Annotated in this window: 18 protein-coding genes and 2 riboswitches; of the genes, 6 read left to right on the top strand and 12 right to left on the bottom strand. The window is 69.7% G+C overall.

Features of this window, described 5'->3' with window-relative positions; translation table 11 throughout:
- Positions 1–35: 35 nt before the first annotated feature.
- The 4 genes from ACWEIJ_RS18650 to ACWEIJ_RS18635 all read right to left on the bottom strand — a co-directional run bounded on the left by ACWEIJ_RS18650 (position 36) and on the right by ACWEIJ_RS18635 (position 7,374).
- Positions 36–2,747, bottom strand: a complete 2,712-nt coding sequence (locus ACWEIJ_RS18650) for a BTAD domain-containing putative transcriptional regulator (RefSeq protein WP_449838411.1) — start codon at positions 2,745–2,747, stop codon at positions 36–38.
- 24 nt (positions 2,748–2,771) lie between these two features.
- Positions 2,772–4,820, bottom strand: coding sequence for a prolyl oligopeptidase family serine peptidase (locus tag ACWEIJ_RS18645; RefSeq protein WP_449838410.1), 2,049 nt, complete (start codon positions 4,818–4,820; stop codon positions 2,772–2,774).
- A gap of 560 nt (positions 4,821–5,380) precedes the next feature.
- The gene (locus tag ACWEIJ_RS18640; protein ID WP_449838409.1) at positions 5,381–6,151 is read right to left on the bottom strand and encodes a DUF1295 domain-containing protein; all 771 of its coding nucleotides are present in this window, start codon (positions 6,149–6,151) and stop codon (positions 5,381–5,383) included.
- Positions 6,148–7,374, bottom strand: coding sequence for a class I SAM-dependent methyltransferase (locus ACWEIJ_RS18635; RefSeq protein ID WP_449838622.1), 1,227 nt, complete (start codon positions 7,372–7,374; stop codon positions 6,148–6,150). Before ACWEIJ_RS18635 ends, ACWEIJ_RS18640 begins: the two co-directional genes overlap by 4 nt.
- Before the next feature lie 159 nt (positions 7,375–7,533).
- On the opposite strand from ACWEIJ_RS18635, the gene ACWEIJ_RS18630 reads away from it, so the two are divergent.
- The 4 genes from ACWEIJ_RS18630 to ACWEIJ_RS18615 all read left to right on the top strand — a co-directional run bounded on the left by ACWEIJ_RS18630 (position 7,534) and on the right by ACWEIJ_RS18615 (position 10,343).
- Positions 7,534–8,220 carry a COG4315 family predicted lipoprotein gene (locus tag ACWEIJ_RS18630; RefSeq protein ID WP_449838408.1) on the top strand — a complete coding sequence of 229 codons (687 nt, stop codon included), beginning with the start codon at positions 7,534–7,536 and terminating at the stop codon, positions 8,218–8,220.
- A 199-nt stretch (positions 8,221–8,419) separates the two neighbouring features.
- The gene (locus ACWEIJ_RS18625) at positions 8,420–9,040 is read left to right on the top strand and encodes a TetR/AcrR family transcriptional regulator (protein WP_449838407.1); all 621 of its coding nucleotides are present in this window, start codon (positions 8,420–8,422) and stop codon (positions 9,038–9,040) included.
- Positions 9,019–9,645, top strand: a complete 627-nt coding sequence (locus ACWEIJ_RS18620; protein ID WP_449838406.1) for a VC0807 family protein — start codon at positions 9,019–9,021, stop codon at positions 9,643–9,645. The genes ACWEIJ_RS18625 and ACWEIJ_RS18620 overlap by 22 nt, the downstream gene beginning before the upstream one ends.
- Positions 9,642–10,343 (top strand): SDR family NAD(P)-dependent oxidoreductase, encoded by a 702-nt coding sequence (locus ACWEIJ_RS18615; protein WP_449838405.1) that lies wholly within the window; start codon positions 9,642–9,644, stop codon positions 10,341–10,343. Before ACWEIJ_RS18620 ends, ACWEIJ_RS18615 begins: the two co-directional genes overlap by 4 nt.
- A 57-nt stretch (positions 10,344–10,400) precedes the next feature.
- Here the strand turns inward: ACWEIJ_RS18615 and glyA are convergent, their stop codons facing one another.
- From glyA to ACWEIJ_RS18575, 8 genes are all read right to left on the bottom strand, one after another.
- Entirely contained in the window at positions 10,401–11,666 is a 1,266-nt protein-coding gene (glyA, locus tag ACWEIJ_RS18610; protein WP_449838404.1) for a serine hydroxymethyltransferase, read from the bottom strand.
- Between the two features lie 13 nt (positions 11,667–11,679).
- On the bottom strand, positions 11,680–12,774 hold the full coding sequence (gene gcvT / locus ACWEIJ_RS18605; RefSeq protein WP_449838403.1) for a glycine cleavage system aminomethyltransferase GcvT: 1,095 nt from the start codon (positions 12,772–12,774) through the stop codon (positions 11,680–11,682).
- 99 nt (positions 12,775–12,873) lie between these two features.
- A riboswitch (glycine riboswitch) is annotated at positions 12,874–12,958 on the bottom strand.
- 1 nt (position 12,959) lies between these two features.
- Positions 12,960–13,050: riboswitch (glycine riboswitch) on the bottom strand.
- 45 nt (positions 13,051–13,095) lie between these two features.
- A complete protein-coding gene (locus ACWEIJ_RS18600) occupies positions 13,096–13,398 on the bottom strand; it encodes a DUF3817 domain-containing protein (protein WP_449838402.1) in 303 nt (100 codons plus the stop codon).
- A gap of 14 nt (positions 13,399–13,412) precedes the next feature.
- The gene (locus ACWEIJ_RS18595) at positions 13,413–13,796 is read right to left on the bottom strand and encodes a hypothetical protein (protein ID WP_449838401.1); all 384 of its coding nucleotides are present in this window, start codon (positions 13,794–13,796) and stop codon (positions 13,413–13,415) included.
- Positions 13,797–13,968: 172 nt separating this feature from the next.
- Positions 13,969–14,463: a helix-turn-helix transcriptional regulator gene (locus tag ACWEIJ_RS18590; protein ID WP_355435851.1), complete on the bottom strand. Its 495-nt coding sequence runs from the start codon at positions 14,461–14,463 to the stop codon at positions 13,969–13,971.
- A 164-nt stretch (positions 14,464–14,627) separates the two neighbouring features.
- Entirely contained in the window at positions 14,628–14,825 is a 198-nt protein-coding gene (locus ACWEIJ_RS18585) for a hypothetical protein (protein WP_355435848.1), read from the bottom strand.
- 319 nt (positions 14,826–15,144) lie between these two features.
- Entirely contained in the window at positions 15,145–16,269 is a 1,125-nt protein-coding gene (locus ACWEIJ_RS18580; protein ID WP_449838400.1) for a CaiB/BaiF CoA transferase family protein, read from the bottom strand.
- Complete coding sequence (locus ACWEIJ_RS18575; protein WP_449838399.1) at positions 16,266–17,402, bottom strand: acyl-CoA dehydrogenase family protein; 1,137 nt, start codon at positions 17,400–17,402, stop codon at positions 16,266–16,268. The genes ACWEIJ_RS18580 and ACWEIJ_RS18575 overlap by 4 nt, the downstream gene beginning before the upstream one ends.
- A 107-nt stretch (positions 17,403–17,509) precedes the next feature.
- On the opposite strand from ACWEIJ_RS18575, the gene ACWEIJ_RS18570 reads away from it, so the two are divergent.
- Together ACWEIJ_RS18570 and ACWEIJ_RS18565 are read left to right on the top strand one after the other, a co-directional pair.
- Complete coding sequence (locus tag ACWEIJ_RS18570) at positions 17,510–17,944, top strand: GNAT family N-acetyltransferase (protein ID WP_449838398.1); 435 nt, start codon at positions 17,510–17,512, stop codon at positions 17,942–17,944.
- Between the two features lie 56 nt (positions 17,945–18,000).
- A complete protein-coding gene (locus ACWEIJ_RS18565; RefSeq protein ID WP_449838397.1) occupies positions 18,001–19,203 on the top strand; it encodes an acetyl-CoA C-acetyltransferase in 1,203 nt (400 codons plus the stop codon).

The following is a 19,203-nucleotide window of genomic DNA, read 5'->3' as shown; positions in this document are numbered from 1 at the left end:
GGGCGCTTCCCGTTCGCGGAGGCGCCCTTTTCCGTTCAGCCGAGCGCCGCGATCTTCGCCCGGATGTCGTCCGCCCGCGGGTTCTGGTGGTACTCGAAGGCCGCGAGGGTCTTCGACCACCAGCGGCGCGCCTCCTCCTGGTCGCCGAGGCCGTGGTGGGCGTCCCCGAGCAGCAGGTGCGAGTGGGCGAGGTCGCCCGCCGATCCGATCGGCGCCAACAGGCCGAGCGACCGGTGCGCGGCCTCCGCCGCCTCGTCGTACCGGCCCAGTTTCACCAGCACGTTCGCCGTCGCCTGAGCCTGCAGCCCCGCGAAATACGGGGTGGCGCCGCCGGAGTTCGCGGCTTCCCACTCGAGACAGCGCTCGTACGCCTGCTCGAACTTCCCCAACACGACCAGTGCTTCCACGATCTGGTGGATCACGAGGCCGATCGCAGGGCCCGTCACGCCGGGACAACCGCGCTGCAACTCCAGCGTGGCTTCGGCGGCCTGCAATGCCTCGTGTGCCTGCCCCATCATCATGAATGACCACGCGCGATTGGTCTGGGCTCGCACCCGGCCGGGCACGTCACCGATCTCCGCGTAGGCGTGATCGCTGCGCTCCAGCAGTTCCCGGCAGTCCCCAAATCTGCCGATCCTGCCCAGCGCCATCCCCTCGAGGTACAGCAACCTCGCCACGTGCCGCCGCTCGCCGAGCCTGCCCGCAGCGCCGCGTCCCTTGTCGAAGATCCACAACCATTCCTGCCACGGACTGGTCCAGTCGATCACGTCGAAGACGAACCACACGAACTGCCAGGTGTGGCGTTCCCACCCGAGCTCATCGCTCTGCGCGATCACCGCGCGCAGCACGGCACTTTCCGCGCGAAACCACGCCTCGATCGCATCGCGGCCCTCGAGGATCTCCGGAACTGTGCCGGACGCCACCACCGGCACGTCCTCGAGCAGGCGGAACCTCTCGTGATGCATCGCATCGACAGCGATCAGCGTGTGGAGGTAGTGGTCGAACGCCCGCTCCGTCGCCGCCGCACGAGCCTCGGCCGTCTCCTCCGCTGACGCCCGGTCCGCCGCGTAGACCCGTAACAGGTCGTGACACGTGAACCGCCCGGCCACGTGCTCGGCCAGCAAGCTCGCCCGCACCAGCTCGCGCACGCACTCCCGCGCCTCGCCGAGGGAGAGGCCGGCGAGGCTCGCCGCGGCGGGCACCGTGATGTCGGGTCCGGGATGGACGCCGATCAACCGGAACATCCGCGCGGCCGCGGGACTGAGCTGCTGGTACGACCACTGGAAAACCGCCCGCACGCTGGTGGCCTCGTCACCGGTGTTCAGCGTGTCGAGCCGGGTTCGCTCATCCGCCAGTTCCGCGACCAACGCCGGCAACGACAGACCGGGCTCCTGCACGATGCGGGCGGCAACGATCGCGAGCGCCAGCGGCAGGCCGCCGCACCACCTGATGAGTTCGTCGGCACCAGCAGCCCGTGCCGCGCCGATCCTGCTGACCAGCAGCGCTTGGGCCTCGTCGGGCAGGAGCACGTCCAACGCCAGATGCTGCGCACCCTCGTTCACGATCAGGCCGGTGAGGCGCGAGCGGCTCGTGACCAGCACCAGCGACGGGCCCGGTCCCGGCAGCAACGGCCGGACCTGCTCGACGTCTCGGGCGTTGTCCAGCAGCACCAGCATGCGGCGGTCCGCGACGAGACTGCGATACAGCGCGGACCGGGCTTCGAGATCGGCGGGGATGCTCTCCGCCGCGACGCCGAGCGCGTCGAGGAACCGGGTGAGCACGTCGCCCGGCGCCGCGGGTTCGCGGTGGTGGTCGAATCCGCGTAGGTTCACGTGGAGCTGACCGCCCGGGAAGCGGTCGGCGGCGCCGCGAGCCCAGTGCACGGCCAGGGTCGTCTTGCCGACGCCTGCCGTGCCGGTGATCGCGGCGATCGTCACCGCGTCGGACCCGATCAGTTCGGTGATGTCCCGCAGCTCCGCTGACCGCCCGACGAACCGCGGCGTCGCGGCCGGCAGCTGACGCGGTATCGGGCCAGGCACCGTCGCGAAACCGGAAAGCACCTGCTGGTGCACGGCTTTGAGCTCATCACCGGGGTCGACCCCAAGCTCGTCCGCGAGCTGCACCCGGTACCGCTCGTAGGCGAACAAAGCCTGCGCCTGCTGCCCGGACCGGGTGAGCGCCAGCATCAGCTGACCCCAGAACCTCTCCCGGAACGGATGCTGCCCCGTGAGGGAGCGCAGTTCGGCCACCAGCTCGCCCGCCCGGCCGGACGCGAGATCGGCGTCGATGCGCTGTTCCAGCGCGAGCAACCATTCCTCGGTCACCGGCGGTACGTCGTGCTGATGCAGCGCATCGGACGCGACGTCGGAGAGCATCGGACCACGCCACAAGCCGACCGCCGCGGCCACGTCGCCCGCACTCGCCAACTCCCGGAACGTCAGCAGATCCAGCTGACACGGCTCGAGCTCAGCCAGATAGCCGCCGCCGCGCACGTTGCGCACGCAGTTCGCCTCGCCCAGAGCCTGCCGCAGCCTCATCACAACCATCTGCAGCGTCTTGCGGGCACGGTCGAGCGACGGCGGCTCGCTGTCCCACAGTCGGTCGACCAGCTCGTCCACCGAGACGTTGCGGTTGGGGCGCAACAACAACGTGGCCAGCAGCACCCGGCACCGTCCTGCGGGCACCGGGACCACGGTGCCGTCGGCCACCACCTCCAGCGGGCCGAGGACCCGGTACTCGACGATCACGCCTGAACCGCCACTTCCGGCCTCTCAGGCCAGGGACTGCTTGAGGAAGTCGACCTGCAGGAGCAGCAGGTTCTCGGCGACCTGTTCCTGCGGGGTCATGTGCGTGACGCCCGAGAGCGGCAGCACGGTGTGCGGCCGGCCCGCCGCCAGCAGGGCACTGGAGAGCCGCAGGGTGTGCGCGGCCACCACGTTGTCGTCGGCCAGGCCGTGGATGATCATCAACGGGCGGGAGAGCTTGTCCGCGTCGGCGATGAGGGAGTTCGAGTCGTAGACCTCGGGCCTGTCGTCCGGGTGGCCGAGGTAGCGCTCGGTGTAGTGGGTGTCGTAGAGGCGCCAGTCGGTGACCGGGGCGCCGGCGATGCCCGCGTGGAAGACGTCCGGACGGCGCAGGACGGCCAACGCACTCAGGTAGCCACCGTACGACCAGCCGCGGATCGCCACACGGGTGAGGTCGAGGTCGGGCTCGACGGCCGCCGCGGCGTGCAGGGCGTCGACCTGGTCCTCGAGGGTGGCACCGGCGAAGTCGAAGGCGATCGCGCGCTCCCAGGCCAGACCACGTCCCGGCGTGCCGCGACCGTCCGCGACGATCACCGCGAACCCCTGGTCCGCCAGCCACTGGGAGGCCAGGAAGGCGTTCTGGGACGAGACGACCCGCTGCGCGTGCGGGCCGCCGTACGGGTCCATGAGGACCGGCAGCTTGGTGCCCGGCTGGTGGTCCCGCGGGAGCAGGAGGGCGGCGCGGAGGCCGCGTTCGCCCAGGGTCAGCATGCGCGGAGCCGCCCTGAGGACCGGTGTGTCGGCCCACGACTCGATCTCGTGGTCGCCGACGGTCACCTTGGTGCCGAAGCGGTCCAAAGTGGCCGAAGCGAGCACAACCGTTCCACCGCCCCGAATCGCGGTGTGCACACCGTCCTCAGTGGACAATTTGTGGACGGTGTCGCCGACTTCGTAGACGTGCGTCTGGGTCGGGTCGTCCGCCGAGGCGGCGACCAGGATCGAGTCGTCGGCGATGTCGAGGACCCGACGCACCTGCAGGCCCTCGGTGAGGATGTCGTCGCCGACCTGCAGCGCGTACTCGTCGTTGTGGCCGACGATGCGCACGAGCCGGCCGTCCGGCGTCCACGCGGGGGCGCCGCCGGTGACCTCGATCCACACCGGGTCCGTCTCGGTGACGAGCTCGGAGACGGCTCCGGTCTCCGGCGCCAGCGAGTAGATCCTGCGGGTGCGCTGGTCGCGGGTCTGCGTGGTGATCAGCGGAGCGCCACCGGACGACCAGTGCACGTCGTTGAGGTAGTCGAACTCCAGCAGCACGGGGACGAACGTGCCGTCCAGCGACACCACGTGCAGCGACACGGTCGCGTTCTCCGTGCCCGCGGCCGGGTAGGCGATCTCGGTGGCGGCCGTGCCGGGATTCGCCGGGTCGGCGATGTACCAGCGCTGGACCGGGGCGTTGTTCACGCGCGCGGCGATGAGGCGGGTGCCGTTCGGCTCCCACCAGTACCCGCGGAAGCGGGACATCTCCTCGGCCGCGATGAACTCGGCCAGCCCGAACGTCACGTCCTCGCCGTCGGGCACCGCGACCGCGTAGTCGTCGCCGCTGTCCAGCTCGACCACCCTCAGCGTGCCGCGCGTGACGTACGCCACACGACTGCCCGTCGGGTCGACGCGCGGGTCGATGACGCCGCCCTCGGTCGGCAGCTCACGCACGGCACCGTTGACCAGGTCGGCCACGAACAGCCGCCCGGACAGCGCGAACGACGCGACCGTCGCGTCCTTCGACAGCGCGTACCCGACGATGCCCGCCCCTGACTCCCGCGTGCGCTCGCGGCGGGCCTTCTCCTCGGCCGGCAGGTCCTCCGGATCAGTCAGCAGCTGTGCCGGGTCGGCCAGCAGCCGTTCGACGCCGGTGGCCGTGTCCAGCTCCCAGAGCCCGTTCGCGCGGCCCGTGGCCGTGGCCGGACGCAGGAAGAAGACACGTGCCCCGTCTGACGACACCGCGAAGGTCCTGGGTGCGCCTACGGTGAACCGCTGGGTGCGCGCCTGTTGGCGCGGGAAGGAGATGTCGTTGCCCACCCGCCCACACTAACCCGCGCGCGGGAGCGGCACGGGTGCTGTGACGTGCGCTCGGGTGACGCGGCGCCGGTGCTGTGACGCGCTCGGACGATGGGAGGCGGGGGGCCGCGACGCGCACCGTAATCGCACGGCTGCCGCGACCACCCGGACGACGGAACTGGGTGCCGTGGCACGCGGGCGGTGCGGCTGCACGCCACCCACGCGGACCGACGCCGGTGCGGCTCCGCGAGCCCGGACTCGCCTCCGCTCGCGGTCCCGCGGCAACAGCGACACGAACCCGAACCCGCCATGTCGCCCGGTCCCCGCGGCGGCAGCGGCACAAACCCGAACCCGCCACCCCACGCAGCTCTGCGGCGGCAGCGGCACAAACCCGAACCCGCCACCCCACGCAGCTCTGCGGCGGCAGCGGCACAAACCCAAACCCGCCACCTCGCCCGGCTTCGCGGCAACAACGCCACAAACCCAAACCCGCCACCGCACGCGGCTCCGCGGCGGCAGCGACACAAACCCGAACCCGCCACCCCCACCACGCGGCAACAGCGACACAACCCGAATCCGCGCTACCCCACCCGACCGCGCGGCGGCAGCGGCACGAACCCGCTCGTCCGCCGCACGTACTCGGCGTACCCAGGCCGCCGCGACACGATGTCCTTCTCCAGCAACGGTTTGCCCGTGCCCTTCGCGAGCAGCAGCGTCATGATCACCGGGCCGACCACGGTGAGCGCGGCAAGCCACGAGTGCGGCGCGAACAGGTACAGGCCCCACCACACGACGGCGTCACCGAAGTAGTTCGGATGCCTCGTGTAGCGCCAGAGTCCGCGTTCCATCACGGCGCCCTTGTTCGCCGGGTCCGCCCGGAACCGGGAGAGCTGCCAGTCACCAACGGCCTCGAAGAGGAAGCCGACCGTCCACACGCCAGTGCCCACCCAATCTAGCACTCCGAACGGGGCCGAAAGATGCTCGGCGGCCTGCACCGGCAGCGAGACGATCCACATCAGCGCGGCCTGGATCAGGTACACGCGGTACATCCGCAGGCGCGGATTTCCCTTGGCACGCCTCAGGATGTCCTGGTAGCGCGGGTCTTCGTCCTTGCCCGAGTTGCGCACGAAGATGTGCACTCCCAGGCGTACGCCCCAGATCGTCGTGAGCGCGGCGACCAGCCACGCGCGAGTTGGTTCGCCCTGCGCGAACAGCAGGGTGGTCAGCGCGATCACGGCGAAGCCCGGGCCCCAGGCGGAGTCGATCAAGTCGTAGCGGCTGCGGGCGTCCGCGAGCACGAACAGGCCGCTGAGCAGCAGGAAGACGGCGAGCAGGGTGATCAGGTAGCTCATCGCGCCACCAGCTCACGACGCACGCGCGGCATGCCGCTGCGGCCGTTCTCGCTTCGGCGCACCGCGAGGATCTGGTCCACGCCCATCCGTCCTTCCTCGAACGTCAGCGCGCCGCCCGCGAGGTACAGCCGCCACACGCGCGCCTGACCCTCGCCGACGAGTGCGACGACCTCGTCCCACCGGTCTTCCAGTGTCTGCGCCCACGCCCGCACGGTCCAGACGTAGTGCTCGCGCAACGCCTGCACGTCGCGGATCTCCAGGCCCGCGCCTTCGAGGAAGCCGATGGTCTGGCCGACGGGACGCATGTGCATGTCCGGTGCGACGTACGACTCGATGAACGCGCCGCCGCCCGGTGCGTTCGAGCCGCGTGACATCTGTTGCAGCAGAAGGCGTCCCTCGGGTTTCAGCAACCGGTGCAGGGTCGCGGCGTAGGTGGGGTAGTTGCGTTCGCCGACGTGTTCGCCCATCTCGATGGTGGAGATCGCGTCGAACGGTTCGTCGTGCACCTCGCGGTAGTCCTGCAGCCGCACCTCGACGCGGTCCTGCAGGCCCTCGGCGGCGGCCCGCTTGAGGACGTGCTCGCGCTGCTGCGCGGAGATCGTGACGCCGACGGCGTGCACGCCGTAGTCGCGGGCGGCGTGGATGATCATCGAGCCCCAGCCGCAGCCGACGTCCAGCAGTCGCCGGCCCGGTCGCAGGTCGAGCTTGCGGCACACCAGGTCGAGCTTGTTGTGCTGGGCCTGCGCCAACGAGTCCGATGAGGACGTGAAGTACCCGCACGAGTAGGCCATGCTCGGGTCGAGCACGAGTTGGTAGAAGGCGTTGCTCAGATCGTAGTGGTGCGAAATGGCGTCCCGGTCGCGCGCCTTGGTGTGCAGCGCGCCGCGCAACCGCGCCTCCTCACGCGGCGCATCGGGGTTGCGGCCCAACACTTTCAGTTGCAATGCAAGTTTCACGACCTCCGCCACCCGCGGGCGCCGGGTGACGCCGCGCCGCACGAGTCCCCAGATCTGGGCGAGGCCGAGCGCGAGATCACCCTCGACGTCGAGCTCGCCGCTCACGTACGCACGCGCGAGACCGAGCTCGTTCGGGCTCCAGACGAGCCGGCGGAGGGCGTCGCGGTCGCGGATCACGAGCACGGTGCCGTCCTGCGGCCCCGCCACGCTCCCGTCCCACGCCCGAATTCCGATCGGCAACGGCGCGCCCAGCACCCGCTCGGCCATTCCTGCCAGCTGACCAGCGACGACCACCCTGCACCTCCTGCGCAACCTGGCTCCGCCAGACGTTCGAGACGGCAAGAGGTTCGGTTCGTTTCTGAACCGAGACGCGACCACGCCCGTATGGCCTCGATAGAGCGAACGACGGACAAGGAGGACATGAGTGTGATCCGACGTAACCGCATTGCCATCGGGCTCGCCGCGGGACTGGCAGTTGTGCTGGGTCTGGGTGTCTGGAGCGCCACGGGAAGTGGCACGAACTCGAAGCCGGTGGCACAGACCGAAACCGACCTGGGCGTCCTCGGTGACTACGGCGACGTTGGCGCGCCCCCGGTACTCCAGGAGCCTGCTCAGGCCCCGGCCACGGAAACCCAGCAGCAGGCGGCTCCGGAGACTCCGGCCGCCCAGCCTGCAGCGCAACCGCCCGCAGCGCAGCCGCCAGCGGCCGCCCCGGTCAGCTCGTTGAAGCTGGTCGGCAAGTCGGTCGACAAGATGGGCATGGTCGTCCAGGACGGCGACGGCCGCACGATCTACCGCTTCGACAAGGACACCCCGACGCCGGACACGAAGTCGAACTGCAACAACCAGTGCGCCGTCACGTGGCCGCCGTTCCTGTCCGACACCGTCCCGCAGCTCGAGGGCATCGACCCCTCCCTGGTGAAGCTGATCACCCGTGCGGACGGCAAGAAGCAGGTCGCGCTGGGCAACTGGCCGCTCTACACGTACTCGCAGGACCCGGGCCCGGGCAAGTGGAAGGGCCAGGGCGTTGGTGGCACCTGGTTCGTGATCCAGCCCAACGGCAAGCGCAACGTGGAATGCCTGCCTCCTGGTGTGACGGCTCCCGCCGCGTAACCCCCCGAATCATCCCGTTAGGACGGTCCATCTGAGACACATCACACCCTGAACGGTCAGACCCCCGGCCCTGGGGAAGGGGCCGGGGGTTGCCGTCGTTTCCGCTCTCGGCGAGGGCCCGCCCGTGGTGGCGGGCCCTCGCCGTTTTCGCGAGGTCGTGGTACGTTTTTATTCAGCTGGATAAATCTGAGGGGGTTCGGTGGGGTACACGGCCAAGACGGCCGCGCGACGGGCGCAGATCGTGCGGGCGACGATCGAGACGATCGCCGAGCTGGGCTACGACGCGGCGACGTTCGCCCGGATCACCGAACGTGCCGGGCTGAGCAGCCCGCGGCTGATCTCCTACCACTTCGCGGACAAGAACGACCTGCTCAAACAGGTGGTGATCGACGTCTTCACGGCGGCGGCACAGGTCATGGCACCGGCGATGGCCGCGCAGGAGACGTGGAGCGGGAAGCTCCGCGCGTACCTGGAGTCGAACCTGCGGTACCTGCGCGAGCACCCGAAGGAGATCGCGGCGCTCACCGCGATCGGCCCGCACCTGCGCACGGACGAGGGCGCCCCGCACACGAGCACCACCAGTCAGGATTTCAGCGTCACCGACCTCGCCGGGCTGCTCGCGGCCGGCCAGGACGCCGGGGAGTTCCGCGAGTTCGACACCCGCTCGATGGCGGTGCTGATCCGCGCCGCCGTCGACGCGGCCGCGCAACGCGTGCGCGACGGGTCCGATGTGGACCTGGACACCTACACCAGCGAGGTGGTCACCGCGATCGACCTCGCAGTACGGCAGGGGGAACCGTGCTCAAGAAAATCGCCGTAGATCTGCTCGTACCGACCGGTGTCTACTACGGCGCCCGTGCACTCGGCGTCGACCAGACGACGGCCCTCGTGCTGAGCGGCGTCGTACCCGCGTTGCGCGTGGTGCAGTCCGTGATCACCGAACGGCGGATCAACGGCATGAACGCGTTCGTGCTCGCCGCAGTGGCACTGGGCTTCGCGATGTCGTTCGTCACCGGTGAGCCGCGCGTGCTGCTGGTGCGCGCCGCTTGGGGCACCGCGGCGTTCGGGCTGCTGCTGCTCGGCAGCCTGTGGCTCACCAAGAAGCCGCTGGTCTACTCGCTCGCGAACCAGGTGCTGTCACCGGACAGGCAACGGACGCTGGCGGAGAACTGGGAGAGGTACCCGGCGCTGCAACGTGTTCTGCGCGGCATCACGGCGATCTGGGGCGTGATGTTCCTGGCGGACACGGCGGTCCGGGTCGTCATGGCGCTGACGTTGCCGATCGACCTCGTACCCGTGCTCGACGACGCGTTGCTCGTCGTCCTGCTCGTGCTTCTGGTTGTGGTGCAACGGCTCTACGCCCGGTTCGTGATGCGCCGGGCCGGTCTGCGCATCAACGGCCTGCACGTCACACCGGCGACATGATCGCGCTCGTCACCGGTGGCGCGCACGGCATCGGCGCGGCGATCGTGCGACGGTTGATCGCCAGGGGTGACGAGGTGGTGGTCGCCGACGTCGATCCTGATGGTGAACGCGGCAGCCACTTCGTGCTCACGGACGTGCGTTCCTTCGAGGCCAACGAGAACGCCGTCGCGACCGCGGTCGACCGGTTCGGAGGGCTCGGTCTCGCGGTGTTCAACGCGGGCGTGGCCGGGCCGCGCGCCTTCAGCGTCTCGGGTTATCGCGACACCATGCGGGTCAACCTCGACGCCACCGTCTACGGCGTGGCCGCGTGCGCGAAGGTGATGAGCGGCGGCTCGGTGCTGGTGATGGCGAGCATCGCCGGGCTGACCGGCTCACCCGACGTGTACTACGGGACGGCGAAGCACGCCCAGATCGGGTTGGTGCGGTCCGTGGCGCAGACCGGGCCCGGCTTCCGGATCAACGCGCTGTGTCCCGGCTTGGTCGACACGAGGGCGGTGGCGGCGTACCGCTCGGAACTCGTGGCCGCGGGACTGGCGCTGGCGTCACCGGACGAGGTCGCCGTGGCGGCGCAGACAGTGCTCGATGATCACCGCACCGGTCAGGTGTGGACGGTGGAAGCGGGCCGCCCGGCCGCGCTCGCGCAGGGGGTCCCCCTTGCCGGGAAACCCCTCGCAACTCACCTTACTCAGCAGGTCTGACAGTGCCCTGAGCAGCGAAAAAGGGGGCCCGCAGGCCCCCTTTTCACGTCAACCGGGTCAGAGCGTCGAGTAGAGCGGGTGCTTCGCCGCCAGCACCTCGACGCGGGCGCGCAGCTCGTCGATCGCCGCACCCGGCTTCAACGCCTCCGCGATCACGTCGGCGACCTCGGTGAAGTCCACCTCGCCGAAGCCGCGCGTGGCCAGCGCGGGCGTGCCAATGCGCAGGCCCGAGGTGACCATCGGCGGGCGCGGGTCGTTCGGGACGGCGTTGCGGTTGACCGTGATGCCGATCCGGTGCAGGACGTCCTCCGCCTGCTTGCCGTCGAGCTCCGAGTTCACCAGGTCGACGAGGACCAGGTGGACGTCGGTGCCGCCGGTCAGGACCTTCACGCCCGCGGCCGCCACGTCCGGCTGGGACAGGCGGTCGGCGAGGATCTTCGAGCCCTCCAGCGTGCGGCGCTGGCGGTCGGCGAACTCCGGCGACGCGGCGTGCTTGAACGCCACGGCCTTGGCGGCGATCACGTGCTCCAGCGGACCGCCCTGCTGACCGGGGAACACCGCCGAGTTGATCTTCTTGGCGATGTCGGCGTCGTTCGACAGGATCACGCCGCCGCGCGGACCGCCGAGGGTCTTGTGCGTCGTGGTCGTCGTGACGTGCGCGTGCGGGACGGGCGACGGGTGCAGGCCCGCGGCCACCAGGCCGGCGAAGTGGGCCATGTCGACCATCAGGTAGGCCTCGACCGAGTCGGCGATGCGGCGGAACTCGGCGAAGTCCAGCTGGCGCGGGTACGCGGACCAGCCGGCGACGATCAGCTTCGGGCGGTACTCCTGGGCGAGGCGCTCGACCTCGGCCATGTCGACGCGGCCGTCCGAGTCGGACACGTGGTACGGCACGACGTTGTAGAGCTTGCCGGAGAAGTTGATGCGCATGCCGTGGGTCAGGTGACCGCCGTGCGCGAGGTCCAGGCCCAGGATCGTGTCACCCGGCTGGAGCAGGGCGAACATCGCGGCGGCGTTGGCCTGGGCGCCCGAGTGCGGCTGCACGTTGGCGAAACCCGCGCCGAACAACGACTTGATGCGCTCGATGGCGAGGCGCTCCACGACGTCGACGTGCTCGCAACCGCCGTAGTAGCGGCGGCCGGGGTAGCCCTCGGCGTACTTGTTGGTCAGCACCGAGCCCTGGGCCTGCAGCACCGAGACCGGGGTGAAGTTCTCCGAGGCGATCATCTCGAGGGTGCCCTGCTGGCGCGCCAGCTCGGCCGCAACGGCCTCGGCGACCTCGGGGTCGTACTCCGCGAGGGAGGCGTTGAACTGGTCGGACATCTGGAAGAACTCCCTACTTGGCGCGCTTGTAGAACGGAAGTGCGACGACCTCGACCGGCTGCTTCTTGCCGCGGACGTCCACCAGCAGTTGGGTGCCGGGCTCGGCACTGTCCTTCGTCACGTAGGCCATGGCGACCGAGTAGCCGAGCGTCGGGGACAGGGCACCCGAGGTGACCTCGCCGACCACCTCGTCGCCGTTCAGCACCGCGTAACCGTGCCGCGGGGCGCGGCGCTCCGGCGTCTTCAGCCCGACCAGGACCGAGTCCACACCGGACTCCGCGACCTTGGTCAGCGCGTCGCGGCCCACGAAGTCGCCCGGCTTGTCGAGCTTCACGACGCGGCCGAGGTTCGCGTGGTACGGGGTCAGCGACGTGGTCAACTCGTTGCCGTACAAGGGCATTCCGGCTTCGAGGCGCAACGTGTCGCGGCAGCCGAGCCCGCACGGCCTGAGCTCGTGCGCCTCGCCCGCGGACAGCAGCGCGTTCCAGACGGCGGCGGCGTCGGCGGGCGCGAGGAACAGCTCGAAGCCCTCCTCGCCCGTGTAACCCGTGCGGGCCAGCAGCGCGTCGACGCCCGCGACCTTCGACGGGTAGGACGCGTAGTACTTGACCGTCGAGAGGTCGGTGTCGGTCAGTCCGGAAAGGATCTCCACGGACTTCGGACCCTGGATCGCGATCAACGCGTAGTCGGTGGACTTGTCCGTCACAACGGTGTCGAACCCGGCCGCGCGCTCGACGAGGGCGTCGGCGACCACCTGGGCGTTCGAGGCGTTCGCGACGACCATGAACTCCTCGTCGCCCAACCGGTACACGATCAGGTCGTCGATCACACCGCCGTCGGCCTGCGTGATCATCGTGTAGCGCGCCTTGCCGACCGCGAGCGCCGAGATGTGGCCGACCAGCGCGTGGTCGAGCGCCTCGCCCGCCTGCGGTCCGGTCAGCACGATCTCACCCATGTGCGTGAGGTCGAACAGGCCGGCGGTGGTGCGCACGGCGTGGTGCTCAGCGAGCTCGCTGGAGTAGCGCAGCGGCATCCGCCAGCCCGCGAAGTCGGTGAACATCGCGCCGAGCTGCTCGTGCTCGGCGTTCAGAGGCGTGAGGCGGGACATCAGAACGCTCCTCCAGGGTGCGCCGAAGAGCCGGACGGGGCCGGCTGAGGCAACAGAAGAATGACACGGTCCATCAGAGACTCCTCATCTGAGCGAGCCTCCCCCTCTGTCATGAGCCTGAGAGCTTCGCCACCGGAGTGGCTTGCACCGTGGGCGAGGCCGATGGGCCTGCTTTCCAGAGTTGCCTTCGTCGTGCGGTATCTGTGCCTGAGAGATTCCGGGGAGGAGTTGCTCCTTCGGCGCTCCGACTCAACGGAGCTCTCCCGCGCGACATCGACGGCCGTGTTCAGTTGGTAGCCCCAGACGCTAGCAGGCCAAACGTCACAGCGGCACGCCCTGCGCCGTCTTCTCGACCACCTTGCGCTCCGCCCAGAACGACAGGAACGGGATCGTCCCGGCGAGCAGCACGAGGGCGGTGCCCTTCATCGACCAGCGCAGCTTCAGCGCCAGGTCGACGGAAATCACCAGGTAGATGGCGTAGAGGAAGCCGTGGATCGGGCCGACGACCTTCATGAACTGGCCCATGTCCGCGGCGTACTTGAGCACCATCGCCACGCACAACAGCAGCAGGAAGACACCGACCACGTAAGCCATGACCCGGAACCGGGTCAACGCACCCTTCATCTGCCCGCCTTCGTTCAGCGACCGTCCCGCGCGTTGAGGTCCGCGAGCATGCGGTTGTAGGCCGCGAGCTCCGCGTCTTCTTCGTCGTCGAACTGCTCGACAGGCGCGGGTTTGACGGCGTCAACGGTAGTCACCGGCGTCGCGGCGGGTCCAACCGGCTCCGGTGCGGAGAGAGGCTCGTCACGGCGCTGGCGCGCCAAGCGGCGGAAGCGCCACACCATGAAGGCCGGGAAGAGGCCGAAGAGCGGCCACTGGAGCACGTAACCGAGGTTCTGGAACGTGCCGCTGGCGGACTCGAAGCGCTGCCACTGCCAGTACGCGAGCCCGCAACAGGCGATCAGAGCGACCAGGCAACCGAGCCCGATCAAGATTCGCTGGGGGGTGAGGAGGCCGCGCACGACCTCAAGACTACTTGGGTGAGGCCTCCGACAAGGAGGCCGACCCGGTTGGGGGTCCGGGGGCTCGCCCCCGGCTGGGGTGTGAGGGCTCGGCCCCCACAAGACACGCGGAACGATCGAGGTGAGCGATTTCCGCGAACAAGGGGGCCCCAATCGTGGAGCCCCGTTCCTACTACGCCACGCCGTCCCGGCGCTGCCTCTGCAGACGTGCGACGCACCAGGCAGCGGCGGAACCGCGGCGAAGGTGCTGGAGAACCGTCATCGGACCCAAGCGCCGTCCGAGGTCGGCAGGCGTGAGCCCAGCCGCGCGGTAGTCGAGCGCGCGCTGGTCCAACGGGCTGATGCCCGCGTCCCACCACTGCTCGGCCTCGGCGACGTCGCCCACCAGCTGCCAGTAGCTCGCCGCGGCGGCGAGCAGTGCCTCGGGTGCCTCCGGCGCCCGCTTGCGCATCGCGGCCACGTAGGCCGGATCCGCCGAGTCGACCTTGACCAAGCCACGCGACCCGCCCTTGTTGCCTCCCCGCTGCACGGGGATGCCGGGCGCCGAGGGGGGAGCCTCCGCGAGCCACGCGTTCTTGATCCGGTTCACCTCCTGCATCTCTGCGTCATCAGACCGTTCAGCCGCCCACTGCTTCAACAGCTCGTGGACCCCGGAGTCCTCGACCATCCATGCCTCCTCGTCGGTCGGGGATCGGCCATTGCAGCGGAAGGTATTCGGTAGGTCTGACAATCGCCAGACCCTGAATCCCCAGAACACCCGTTACCAGTGCGTGATTGGCCTCATTCCACCCATCCGGCTCAACGCGAATGGCCGAGGATCACCCGCTGTCACTAGCTGATCGGGGTGGCCGTCCCGAAGAGGCTCCTGATGAAGGTGATGATCGACTCCGCGCCCTGCCGCAGCCAGCCGAGCACCGTCTGGACCGCGGCAGCGGACTCCTGGGGCCGGGTGATCAGGAGGAACAGCACCAGCGCGACGCCCGCCAGCACTAGCACCTTCTTGAGGTTCACAGGTACCTCTCCGTCCATGTCGGTCACAGGTGGGGCGGCGGACCGCCCGTGTCACTCGACATGGTCCCTCATTCACCCGTGCGATGAACAACGACCACGCCCAACTGGGGTCAGGATCCACCAGCCACGCACGCCTGCGCGACGGGGAATGTCACCCGAATGGCGGCTAAAGAGGGCGATGTGCAGCGCCGATGTCCTGGGCACGAGGTGAACACGGACACCCTCGCATCCCACAGCTTGGACCAGACACTGTTGCACCGGGCCTCACCCGGATGCCGACCACCCGGCATCACGCTCTGTCACCCCGTCGTGTCCTTATTAATGCGCACCCAGGCATTCATCCAATAACTCCTGACCGACGCAGTTCCATAATTTGGGCATCCGCCACACCCATGTCGGCAAGCACTTCCCCGGTGTTCGCGCCGGTCGAAACCGGAGCCGTCGGAACCGACGTCGGGGTGCGGTCGAAGCGGGGCGCCGGCGCCGGGTGCTGGGCGCCGGAGACGTCCACGAACGTGGCCCGCGCCGCGTTGTACGGATGCCGCGTCGCCTCCTCGGGCGTCAGCACGGGTGCCAGGCACGCGTCGGTGTCCCGCGCGAGGTCGGCCCACTCGTCCCTGGAACGGGTCTTCACCGCCGCCGCGATGCGTTCCCGCAGCTCAGGCCAGTTCGCCGGGTCGTCGCGCGACGGCGCGTCCGCCAGGCCCAGCACGCGCACGAGGTCGGCGTAGAACCTCTCCTCCAACGCCCCGACGGCCACGTACTTCCCGTCCGCGGCCTCATAGATGTCGTAGAACGGCACGCCGCCGTCGAGCAGGTTCTCCCCGCGGCCGCCCTGCCACATGCCCGCGGACCGCATCCCGTGCAGGAACGTCGTGAGCAGCGCCGCCCCGTCGACCATCGCCGCGTCGACGACCTGGCCGCGCCCGGAACGCTCCCGTTCGTACAGTGCGGCGAGCACGCCGACGGCCAGCAGCAGCCCTCCCCCGCCGAAGTCGCCGAGCAGGTTGATCGGGAACGACGGTGGGCCACCGGCGCGTCCGAGCGGCTCCAGCGCGCCCGCGACGGCGATGTAGTTGATGTCGTGCCCGGCCCGGTCGGACAGCGGCCCGTCCTGACCCCAGCCGGTCATGCGCCCGTAGATGAGGCGCGGGTTGCGCGCGAGGCACTGCGCCGGACCGATGCCCAGCCGTTCGGTGACGCCCGGCCGGAAGCCCTCCACCAGCACGTCCGAGCGTTCGACCAGCCGCAGCACCAGCTCGGCGCCCTCGGGCCTGCGGGTGTCGATCGCGACCGAGCGCCGGTTGCGGGTCAGGAAGTCGCCGGGGACCGTCGGGCGGCTCCCCGGTTTGTGCACCTGGATCACCTCCGCGCCGAGGTCGGCGAGCACCATGCAGCCGAACGGCGCGGGCGCGAGGCCGGCGAGCTCGACGACGCGAAGTCCCGCGAGAGGCCCACTCACAGGGACCTCGCGATGATTTCCTTCATGATCTCGTTCGTGCCGCCGAAGATCCGCTGCACGCGGGCGTCGGACCAGGCACGTGCGATCGGGTACTCGTTCATGTAGCCGTAGCCGCCGAAGAGCTGCACGCACTCGTCGACGACCTTGCCGAGCCGGTCGCTGGCCCACCACTTCGCCATCGCCGCGGTCGGCACGTCCAGTTCGCCGCGCAGGTGCTTCTCGATGCACTCGTCGATGAACGCCCTGGTCACGGCCGCCTCGGTGGCGCACTCGGCGAGTTTGAACCTGGTGTTCTGGAACTTGATCAGCTCCTTGCCGAACGCCGTGCGCTCCTTCACGTACTTCAGCGTCACGTCGACGGCGGCCTCGATGCCCGCGACGCAGCAGACGCCGATGATCAGGCGTTCCTGCGGCAGCTGCTGCATGAGCTGGACGAACCCGAGGCCCTCCTGCTCGCCCAGCAGGTTCGCGACGGGCACGCGCACGTCGTCGAAGAACAGCTCGGCGGTGTCCTGGCCCTTCATGCCGGCCTTGTCGAGCACGCGGCCGCGCCGGATGCCGTTCTCCACCACGATCAGCGAGATGCCCTGCGCGCCCTGCGCCGGGTCGGTCTTCGCGACCACGATCACGAGGTCGGCCTGCACGCCGTTCGTGATGAACGTCTTCGAGCCGTTGACGACGTAATCGTCGCCCTCGCGGATCGCCTTCGTGCGGATGCCCTGGAGGTCGGAGCCCGCACCGGGTTCGGTCATCGCGATCGCGCCGACGTACTCGCCGGACGCGAGCTTGGGCAGCCAGCGCCGCTTCTGCTCCTGCGAACCGTAGGAGTTGAGGTAGTGGGCGACGATCCCGCTGTGCACGCTGTTGCCCCAGGCGCTGTCACCGGCGCGCGCCTGTTCTTCGAGCAGCACGGCCTCGTGCGCGAACGTGCCGCCGCCGCCTCCGTACTCCTCGGGGATGCTCAGGCACAGCAGGCCGAGGTCGCCGGCCTTGCGCCACAGGTCCCGGTCGACCTGCTTCTGCTCGGCGAAGCGTTCCTGGTGCGGCGCGACCTCCTTCTCCATGAACGTGCGGGCGAGCCCGCGCAACTGGTCCAGGTCGCTGTCCATCCACCGCGATCGACGCTCTGCCATGCGTTCCACACAACCACCGGGCAGTGATCCACGCCATGACCGGCGCGCCAGGCCGTCCCCCGAAAAAGTGAGCAAAAATCCCACCCCGGTCGTCCAGACTGCACGGCATGCAGATCCACCAGGTCACGCCGGACGAGTGGCGGCTGTGGCGCGACATCCGCCTGGAGGCGCTGGGCAGCGATCCCGAGGAGTTCGGGTCGGCGCTCGCGCGCGAGCAGGAGTTCGGTGAGGACGAGTGGCGGGCGCGTGCCGCGGAAGGGCTGAAGGTCGTCGCACTCGATCCTGATCCCGCCGGCCTGGTCGCCGCCACCGCGGAACCCGACGGGCTGTACCTCTACTCGATGTGGGTGCGGGAGTCGCACCGCGGCCGCGGACTGGGAGAAGCCCTGGTCAGCGCCGTGCTGACGTGGGCGGCAGCGGAAGGCTGGAAGGTCGTGCGGCTGCGCGTCTGGGAGGACAACCTGCCCGCGCGGCGCCTTTACAAGCGGCTCGGGTTCGTCGAGTCCGAAGACCCGGAACGGATGGAGTTCCGGGTGAGCTAATCGGTCACCCTTCACGGTCATGGCCAGCTCCACCGCGCGGTCCTAGCGTGGGTGCCATGAGCGAAGCCTTGATCTTCGACGCGGTGCGCACGCCGCGCGGCAAGGGGAAGCGCGGGTCGCTGCACAGCGTCAAGCCCGTCGCGCTGGCCGCCGGGGTGCTGCGCGCGCTGTCCGAACGCAACTCCCTCGACACCTCCGCGGTGGACGACGTCGTGTTCGGCGTGGTGTCACCGCTCGGCGAGCAGGGCGGCGACATCGCCCGCACCGCCGTCCTGGCCGCCGGGTGGGACCAGCGGCCGGCGGGGGTGCAGCTCAACCGCTTCTGCGCGTCCGGCCTTGAGTCGGTGAACCTGGCCGCCGCCAAGGTCGCCTCGGGGTTCGAGGACCTGGTGGTCGCGGGCGGCGTCGAGTCGATGTCGCGCGTGCCGATGGGGTCCGACGGCGGCGCGTGGGCGATCGACCCGCAGACGAACTTCGACCTGTCGTTCGTGCCGCAGGGCGTGTCGGCCGACCTGATCGCGACGCTGGAGGGCTTCTCCCGCACGGACGTCGACACGTGGGCCGCGCGGTCGCACGCCCTCGCGTTCGAGGCGCAGAAGAACGGGTTCTTCGAACGCTCGGTCGTGCCGGTCGTCGACCAGAACGGCACCGTGGTGCTCAAGGAGGACGAGACGATCCGTCCTGAGTCCACTGTGGAGTCGCTCGGCAGGTTGAAGCCCAGCTTCCAGTTCCACGGCGACCTCGGTTACGACACCGTGGCGATCGACCGCTACCCCACCGTCGAGCGCATCGACCACGTGCACACGCCGGGCAACTCGTCGCAGATCGTCGACGGCGCGGCGGCGATGCTGATCGGGTCGGCGGCCGCGGGCAGGGCGCTCGGCCTGACGCCGCGCGCCCGGATCGTCTCCGTCGCGGTGGTCGGCACCGAACCGACGATCATGCTCACCGGGCCGGCGCCGTCCGCGCGCAAGGCGCTGGACAAGGCCGGGCTCTCGGTCGAGGACATCGACCTGTTCGAGGTCAACGAGGCGTTCTCGTCAGTGGTGCTGAAGTTCCTGCGGGACATGGACATCCCGGAGGACAAGGTCAACGTCAACGGCGGCGCGATCGCGCTCGGCCACCCGCTGGGCGCCACCGGCTGCATGATCCTCGGCACGCTGCTGGACGAGCTGGAGCGCCGGGACCTGCGCCGCGGCCTGGCCACGTTGTGCGTCGGCGGCGGCATGGGTATCGCGACGATCATCGAGAGGGTCTGA

It is taken from the genome of Lentzea sp. NPDC004789 (assembly GCF_053601075.1).
Note: the sequence above shows the minus strand (reverse complement) of the source record. Positions and strands in the feature narration are given on the sequence as shown.

Bases quoted from the DNA above. Each gene is read 5' to 3' on its own strand.
- ACWEIJ_RS18640 (WP_449838409.1), bottom strand. From the start codon at position 6,151: ATGAGCTACCTGATCACCCTGCTCGCCGTCTTCCTGCTGCTCAGCGGC.
- ACWEIJ_RS18635 (WP_449838622.1), bottom strand. From the start codon at position 7,374: ATGGCCGAGCGGGTGCTGGGCGCGCCGTTGCCGATCGGAATTCGGGCG.
- ACWEIJ_RS18615 (WP_449838405.1), top strand. From the start codon at position 9,642: ATGATCGCGCTCGTCACCGGTGGCGCGCACGGCATCGGCGCGGCGATC.
- glyA (WP_449838404.1), bottom strand. From the start codon at position 11,666: ATGTCCGACCAGTTCAACGCCTCCCTCGCGGAGTACGACCCCGAGGTC.
- gcvT (WP_449838403.1), bottom strand. From the start codon at position 12,774: ATGTCCCGCCTCACGCCTCTGAACGCCGAGCACGAGCAGCTCGGCGCG.
- ACWEIJ_RS18600 (WP_449838402.1), bottom strand. From the start codon at position 13,398: ATGAAGGGTGCGTTGACCCGGTTCCGGGTCATGGCTTACGTGGTCGGT.
- ACWEIJ_RS18590 (WP_355435851.1), bottom strand. From the start codon at position 14,463: ATGGTCGAGGACTCCGGGGTCCACGAGCTGTTGAAGCAGTGGGCGGCT.
- ACWEIJ_RS18585 (WP_355435848.1), bottom strand. From the start codon at position 14,825: ATGGACGGAGAGGTACCTGTGAACCTCAAGAAGGTGCTAGTGCTGGCG.
- ACWEIJ_RS18575 (WP_449838399.1), bottom strand. From the start codon at position 17,402: ATGGCAGAGCGTCGATCGCGGTGGATGGACAGCGACCTGGACCAGTTG.
- ACWEIJ_RS18570 (WP_449838398.1), top strand. From the start codon at position 17,510: ATGCAGATCCACCAGGTCACGCCGGACGAGTGGCGGCTGTGGCGCGAC.
- ACWEIJ_RS18565 (WP_449838397.1), top strand. From the start codon at position 18,001: ATGAGCGAAGCCTTGATCTTCGACGCGGTGCGCACGCCGCGCGGCAAG.